This window comes from Xylanibacter sp., assembly GCF_057607445.1.
In genome coordinates this window covers 20,805-27,331 of record NZ_DBLZAX010000024.1, presented here as the reverse complement: position 1 = coordinate 27,331, position 6,527 = coordinate 20,805, and the positions used below count along the sequence as shown (strand labels likewise).

The window sequence follows — 6,527 nt, the reverse complement described above, 5'->3', positions numbered from 1 at the left end:
CGCCGATGGTACTGCAATGCAATGCGGGAGAGTAGGAGGCCGCCTTTTTTTTCAGAGTTGAGTCCCTGATGTCAGTTATGATGTCAGGGACTCTTTTTTTGTTTGGTTCCACGGAGGGTGGAATTAATGGGACTAATAAGACTTATGGGACGGATGGGAATGATATGATGATGGAAGTCGTTATTTTAACCAAAATCGCTTTCTATGTTCTTTTAACTATCATTTTTATAATTATGCAGATATCCGATAAAAAGTGAGTCTGATAAGCAATTAAAAAGGGACAGTAGAAATTTAGTGTATATTTATTTTATTAATTCCATATAAATTCCGACCTTTGCTTTATTGAAACAAATCAATTGGAAGTTCTTGCGCGTATCGTGCTGCCTTCAGAAATACTTGATTATTTTAATATAGTAAGTGTAGAACAGCCCTTTAGTGAGATTCGTATTCATCTTGACGAGTTAATGAATCTTCATTTATCTGAATATGTATATTCCGGGTCAAAAGGTTTTATGAATCCTGTCCATGTTACAGATTTCCCAATTCGTGCAATAATGTTGTTTTAATTATACGTCGTTGCAGATGGATGGATAGATATACGTACTGGCAAGAGGTTCAGTCTCCCAATTACGCTTGATGTGCCCAGCCAGGGCACCCGTTACCCCAAGGAGTTCTAGACTTTTTTTTAAGAGATATATGGAGACATCCCAGGTGACTTGCCGTACACTTTAGACATTCTACCACATAAATGCACATACGTTTGGAACGCAGTACAAAGAAACATTAAGCGTTTTCGGGTAGTGTTTCATCGAGTGTGTCTGAATCAAGTTGACTTAACCCCGAATCGGGTATTAGAATTCAGTCGGATTCTTGCTTTATATTGAGCGGATTTTCGTTAGATTTTCGCAGGCATAGCAGGTTATGTCAAGAAAAAGCTGGTAAGAAGGTACCAATAGAAAACAAAAAGGCGGCTGAAAGCATGAAAGCACAAAATAGATCTTTGTCTATTTTGAGTTTTTCACGAATATCCTGCTTTATTGTATTCTTCAACAATTCGTCTTATCTACGACAGATCTAAGCCTCAGTGGCATTATTTTGTTGTAAAGCCTGGTGATTTTAATATATTTCTTATGTTTACTAAAAGTTTTATAGCAATTATTTCAAGGGAGTTGTATAAGGCGGTATGTTTGTGCTGTTTCAACTATTTCTTTAGTTTGTAATAATCAAAATACGGAGGGATGATAAATTTTGCATAATAATTTTGCGTTTAAAACTTGTCGCTCATTGTAATATTTATTATTTGTGATAAATATATAAAAAAATAAAGCGATGGCTTTCACAAGCAATCGCTCTATATCTTCAATAGGTATTAGTTTTTTAAGGTAAAAAGATTGTTTTCAGGATAACAGTTGCAAATATAACCACTTTTTTTATATTATCCAAGAAAAATCTTTTATTATTTTGATGTAATATTTCTGTGTGCCCACACATTATTAAAACTAACCTATTTTAAGTCTTTGGCGGGAAAATCGGATAAAATTCAGTCGTTTTCTTATAGTTTAAAAATACTTTCTTTGAACTTTTTAGTAATATATATTTGTTTTTATGAACCAAAAACTGTAATTTTGGCCATATGAAAAAAAATGTAATAAGTTATAGAAGGTTATTTTTAACTTTAATAGTATTGTTATCAGCCACGGTATCTGTTTTTGCACAGTATTCTAATAAGCGTGATTTTAGAGGCGCATGGATACAATGTGTGAATGGTCAGTTTATGGGTATGAGTACAAAACAGATGCAAGATACTTTGGCCTCTCAACTCGACAGATTGAAAGAATGTGGGGTTAATGCTATTATATTTCAGGTTAGGCCAGAATGCGATGCTTTGTATGTAAGTAAGTATGAGCCTTGGAGCCGTTTTCTTACCGGTGTGCAAGGTAAAGCACCGTATCCGTTTTGGGATCCTTTGAACTGGATGATAGATCAGTGCCATAAGCGTGGCATGGAACTTCATGCCTGGATTAATCCCTTTAGAGCAAAGACAAAAACAACGAATCAACTTGCCTCAACTCATATAGCTATAAAACATCCTGAACTAGCTTTTGCCTATGATGGACAGATGATACTTAATCCGGGTATTCCTGAAGCAAGAGATTATATAGTGGATGTCGTTAAAGATATTGTAAGCAGATATGATGTTGACGGATTGCATATAGATGATTACTTTTACCCTTATCCTGCTCCTGGGCAAACTATACGGGATGATGCTGAGTTTGCAAAATACAATAACGGCATTAAAAATAAAAATGATTGGAGACGTGATAATGTTAATGTCTTTATTAAACAGCTTTATGAAGCTATTCATGAAACCAAACCTTGGGTAAAGTTTGGTATATCTCCGTTTGGTATATATAGAAATAAAAAGAGTGACCCGTTGATAGGAAGTAAGACATCCGGACTTCAGAATTATGATGATTTATATGCTGATATATTAATGTGGGTTAATAACGGATGGGTAGATTATTGTGTGCCGCAGCTCTATTGGGAAATAGGACATAAAGCAGCTGATTATGAGACTTTAATCAAGTGGTGGAATAAATATGCAGGGAAAAGACATCTATATATTGGAGAGGATGTAATACGTACCGTAAAAAGTCCGGATTTGGTAAATAGAAGTATAAATCAAATGCCTGCCAAGCAAAAACTTCATAGGGAAATGAATAATGTGCAGGGTACGGTTCTGTGGTATGCCAAGGCGGTAACGGATAATGTTGGCAATTATGGCTCAATGTTGAAAAATGTATATTGGAAGTATCCTGCGCTCGTTCCGCAGATGAAATATATAGACGGAAAGGCACCTAAAAAAGTCAGAAAGATGAAGTTTCTGGCATTTGAGGACGGAATTGTACTGTTCTGGAAGTCTCCTAAAGGCAAAGATTGGTCAAACAAGGCCGTAAAGTATGTTGTATACAAATTTGTTAAAGGTGAAAAAATAAATATTGATGATCCATCAAAAATAGTTGCAATAACTTCTGACGAGTTCTATAAAATACCGGCTAGTGCGATTAAGCCTGGTGAAAAGCACTATTATGTTGTGACTGCTTTAGATAGATTGAGTAATGAAAGTAAACCGCGTAAGAAATCAATAAGATATTAAATAAGATGAAAACAACAGAATCAACAATAGTTCAGTTAAAGAGGTTCTTTAATAAAGTTTCTCAAAAATTCCCGAGTACAGAAGAACCGGTTATAATGACGGATATTCATTTGAGTGTTTCTCAGGATACCGGTGAGCTTCTTGCTTTTGATGATAATGACAATGAAATCACTCGTTGTGTTGTTGATCAATGGATTAATTGTAAAGAACAGGATTTTTATATAAATATAGCAGGTGTATTGCGTGATGTTCTTAAACAGATGGGTGATGTTGTTGATTGCTTGTCGATACTGAAGCCATATAGTTTTATTTTGGAAAATGATGACAGAGAACATTTTGCAGAGCTGTATCTTGTCGACAGTGATATAAGAATCATTGGAGGTGATTTGATGAATGGTCTTGATGACGATTTGAATAGATTTCTTGATAACCTGTTAAAAGAATAGGTTAGTCGACTTCTTTTACACTTTTCCCTTTTTGCAGAAAATCTTCATTTTTGTTTGCTGTTTGAAAATATAGTATTATTTTTGCATTTGCAAACTCGAGTTTGCAAATTATAGGTAAAAACATGAAAAATGAAATAAGGCATTTAGGGGTTGTCGATACTGTTGATGTCGGATTGATAAAAGTACGTATAACCCAGACATCAGCATGCTCGTCGTGTAAGATGTCCGGTAATTGCAACGCTTCTGAAAGCAAAGAGAAGGTGGTTGATGTATATTGTGATAATCACTATGGTTTGAAAACTGGTGACAATGTTATAGTTATTGCATCTCAGCGTACGGGCTTTTTTGCAGTTTTGTTGAGTTCTGTGATTCCTTTGATTATACTTGTTGCTGTTCTGGCCATTGCTTTTGTTATTACACAAAGTGAGGTTTCTGCGGCGTTGTTCAGTTTATGTTCGCTCATACCTTATTATCTTATACTATACTATATGAGAGAGAAAATACGAGTTAAATTGTCGTTTCATATTGATCCGTTGAGTGTAAATACATTCGGCGATAATGGGTTGAAATTATAATTACTAACTAAAACAAATACAAAACTTATGAATTTTATTTTAATTGCAGTAATTGTACTTGGTGGTATTGCGTTAATATCAGCTGTGATATTGTACGTGTGCTCTAAGAAGTTTGCTGTTCATGAAGATCCCCGCATAGGGCAGGTGTCTGCCATTTTGCCAGGAGCTAATTGCGGAGGATGTGGTTATCCGGGATGTTCCGGTATGGCTAGTGCATTAGTTAAGGGAGCAGATGCAGGCTCTATTGACGGACTATTCTGTCCTGTTGGCGGTTCCGATGTTATGGGGCAAGTTGCTGATTTATTAGGTATGGCTGTTGCAAACACAGAGCCTAAGGTTGCAGTTGTCCGTTGTAACGGAACGTGCGAGTTGCGTCCTCGTATTGCAGTTTATGATGGCTTAAAAACATGTACGGCTGTAAATTCTTGCGGTGCAGGAGAGACAGGCTGCGGATATGGTTGCCTGGGCTGTGGCGATTGCGTTAATGCTTGCGCTTTTGGTGCAATTACAATGAACCAGGAAACAGGACTTCCTGAAGTTGATGAGGAAAAATGTACTTCATGTGGAGCCTGCGTAAAAGCTTGTCCTCGTAATATTATTGAGCTTCGTAAAAAGGGAATAAAGAATCGCCGCGTATATGTCCGTTGTGTAAACAAGGATAAGGGTGCCATTGCCATGAAGACATGTAAGGCTGCGTGTATCGGTTGTGGCAAATGCGAAAAGGAATGTAAGTTTGATGCAATAAAAATAGAAAATAATCTTTCTTATATTGACCCTGAAAAATGCCGCTTGTGCCGCAAGTGTGTTGAAGCATGTCCTACACATGCCATTGTTGCAGTGAATTTCCCTGCTCCTAAAGTACGTACAGAAGCATCTGGACAGAATGTGGAAAGTGTAGCTTCTTCAGAAAAAGTTAACCCTAGTGTAGAATCAAAACAGAAGGAGATAAAGGAATGAAATTGAGAACATTTAGAATAGGCGGTATACATCCGGAGGAAAATAAATTGTCATCAGAGGTCGTTACCACTGTAGCAAAATTGCCTCAGCAGGCCATATTCCCTTTGTCACAGCATATTGGTGCACCGGCAAAACCTGTCGTAAAGAAAGGTGATAAGGTTAAGGTGGGAACTTTAATTGCTGAAGCCGGAGGCTTCGTCTCAGCTCCTATCTTTTCTTCTGTATCAGGAACAGTGCTGAAGGTTGAAAGTGCCATAGATGCAACGGGTTACCGTAAACCTTCAATTATTATTAAGGTTGAAGGTGATGAATGGGAAGAAAGTATTGACCGTTCTGATAAGTTGGAACTTCTTTCAGCTCATCCGGAGCTTACGCCTGAAGAGATTGTTGAGCGTATTAAGAAAGCCGGAGTTACAGGTATGGGTGGAGCCGGTTTCCCTACATTTATAAAATTATGTCCTCCTCCTACAGCTAAAGCTGAATGTGTTATCCTGAACGGAGTGGAGTGTGAGCCTTATATAACATCTGACTACAGGCTTATGGTGGAGCATGCAGATGAGATTCTTGTGGGACTTGATTTGCTTATGAAAGCTGCAAAGGTTGATAAAGGCTATATCGGTATTGAGGAAAACAAGCCAAAAGCTATTGAATTGTTTGAACAAAAGACGGCTTCAAATCCGAACATAGAAATTGTTCCGTTGGCAAAGAAATATCCTCAAGGCGGAGAAAAGCAACTTGTTGATGCAGTTATTCGTCGCCAGGTTCCTGCACCTCCTGCAATTCCTGTTAATGTAGGAGCAATTGTGCAGAATGTAGGTACGGCTTATGCTGTATATCAGGCAGTAATGAAAAACAAGCCTTTATTTGAAAGATATACAACCGTTACGGGTAAGAAACTGGCTCATCCGGCTAACTTCCTTGTGCGTATGGGTACTCCAATGATTGATCTAATTAATGAGTGTGGAGGAATGCCTGAAGGCGACAACAAACTGTTGGCTGGAGGACCAATGATGGGAAAAGCCCTTACTTCAGTTGAAGTGCCTATCTGTAAAGGAACTAATAGTGTTACGATACTTAGTGGAAATGACGCTAAGCGCAAAGCTCCTCAGCCTTGTATCAGATGTGCAAAGTGTGTAAGTGCATGTCCTATGGGGCTTGAGCCGTATCTTCTTGCTACTGCTAGTGCTAAGCATGATTGGGAGAAAGTAGAGGCTGCCGGTGTAACGTCTTGTATTGAGTGCGGTTCATGTCAGTTTACATGTCCTGCTCACCGTCCTATGCTTGATAATATACGTTTGGGCAAGACTACAGTTATGGGCATAATCAGAGCCCGCAGCGCAAAAAAATAAATCCATTTTATCTGATTGTATTTTCATTTAGATGAATAATGGC

At 37.8% G+C, this 6,527-nt stretch carries 5 protein-coding genes and 1 pseudogene; all 6 read left to right on the top strand.

Annotated elements, in window-relative coordinates; genetic code table 11:
* Positions 1-341: 341 nt before the first annotated feature.
* Positions 342-725, top strand: a pseudogene (locus ACZMIG_RS13925) (ISAon1 family transposase N-terminal region protein); the annotation flags it as partial.
* Positions 726-1,633: 908 nt separating this feature from the next.
* Entirely contained in the window at positions 1,634-3,157 is a 1,524-nt protein-coding gene (locus ACZMIG_RS13920) for a glycoside hydrolase family 10-like protein (RefSeq protein WP_418874908.1), read from the top strand.
* A 5-nt stretch (positions 3,158-3,162) separates the two neighbouring features.
* A complete protein-coding gene (locus ACZMIG_RS13915) occupies positions 3,163-3,603 on the top strand; it encodes a hypothetical protein (RefSeq protein ID WP_021855613.1) in 441 nt (146 codons plus the stop codon).
* Between the two features lie 122 nt (positions 3,604-3,725).
* Entirely contained in the window at positions 3,726-4,178 is a 453-nt protein-coding gene (locus tag ACZMIG_RS13910; protein ID WP_021855614.1) for a SoxR reducing system RseC family protein, read from the top strand.
* A gap of 27 nt (positions 4,179-4,205) precedes the next feature.
* Complete coding sequence (locus tag ACZMIG_RS13905; protein WP_287604783.1) at positions 4,206-5,135, top strand: Fe-S cluster domain-containing protein; 930 nt, start codon at positions 4,206-4,208, stop codon at positions 5,133-5,135.
* The gene (rsxC, locus tag ACZMIG_RS13900) at positions 5,132-6,484 is read left to right on the top strand and encodes an electron transport complex subunit RsxC (RefSeq protein WP_418874907.1); all 1,353 of its coding nucleotides are present in this window, start codon (positions 5,132-5,134) and stop codon (positions 6,482-6,484) included. Before ACZMIG_RS13905 ends, rsxC begins: the two co-directional genes overlap by 4 nt.
* Positions 6,485-6,527: the final 43 nt, after the last annotated feature.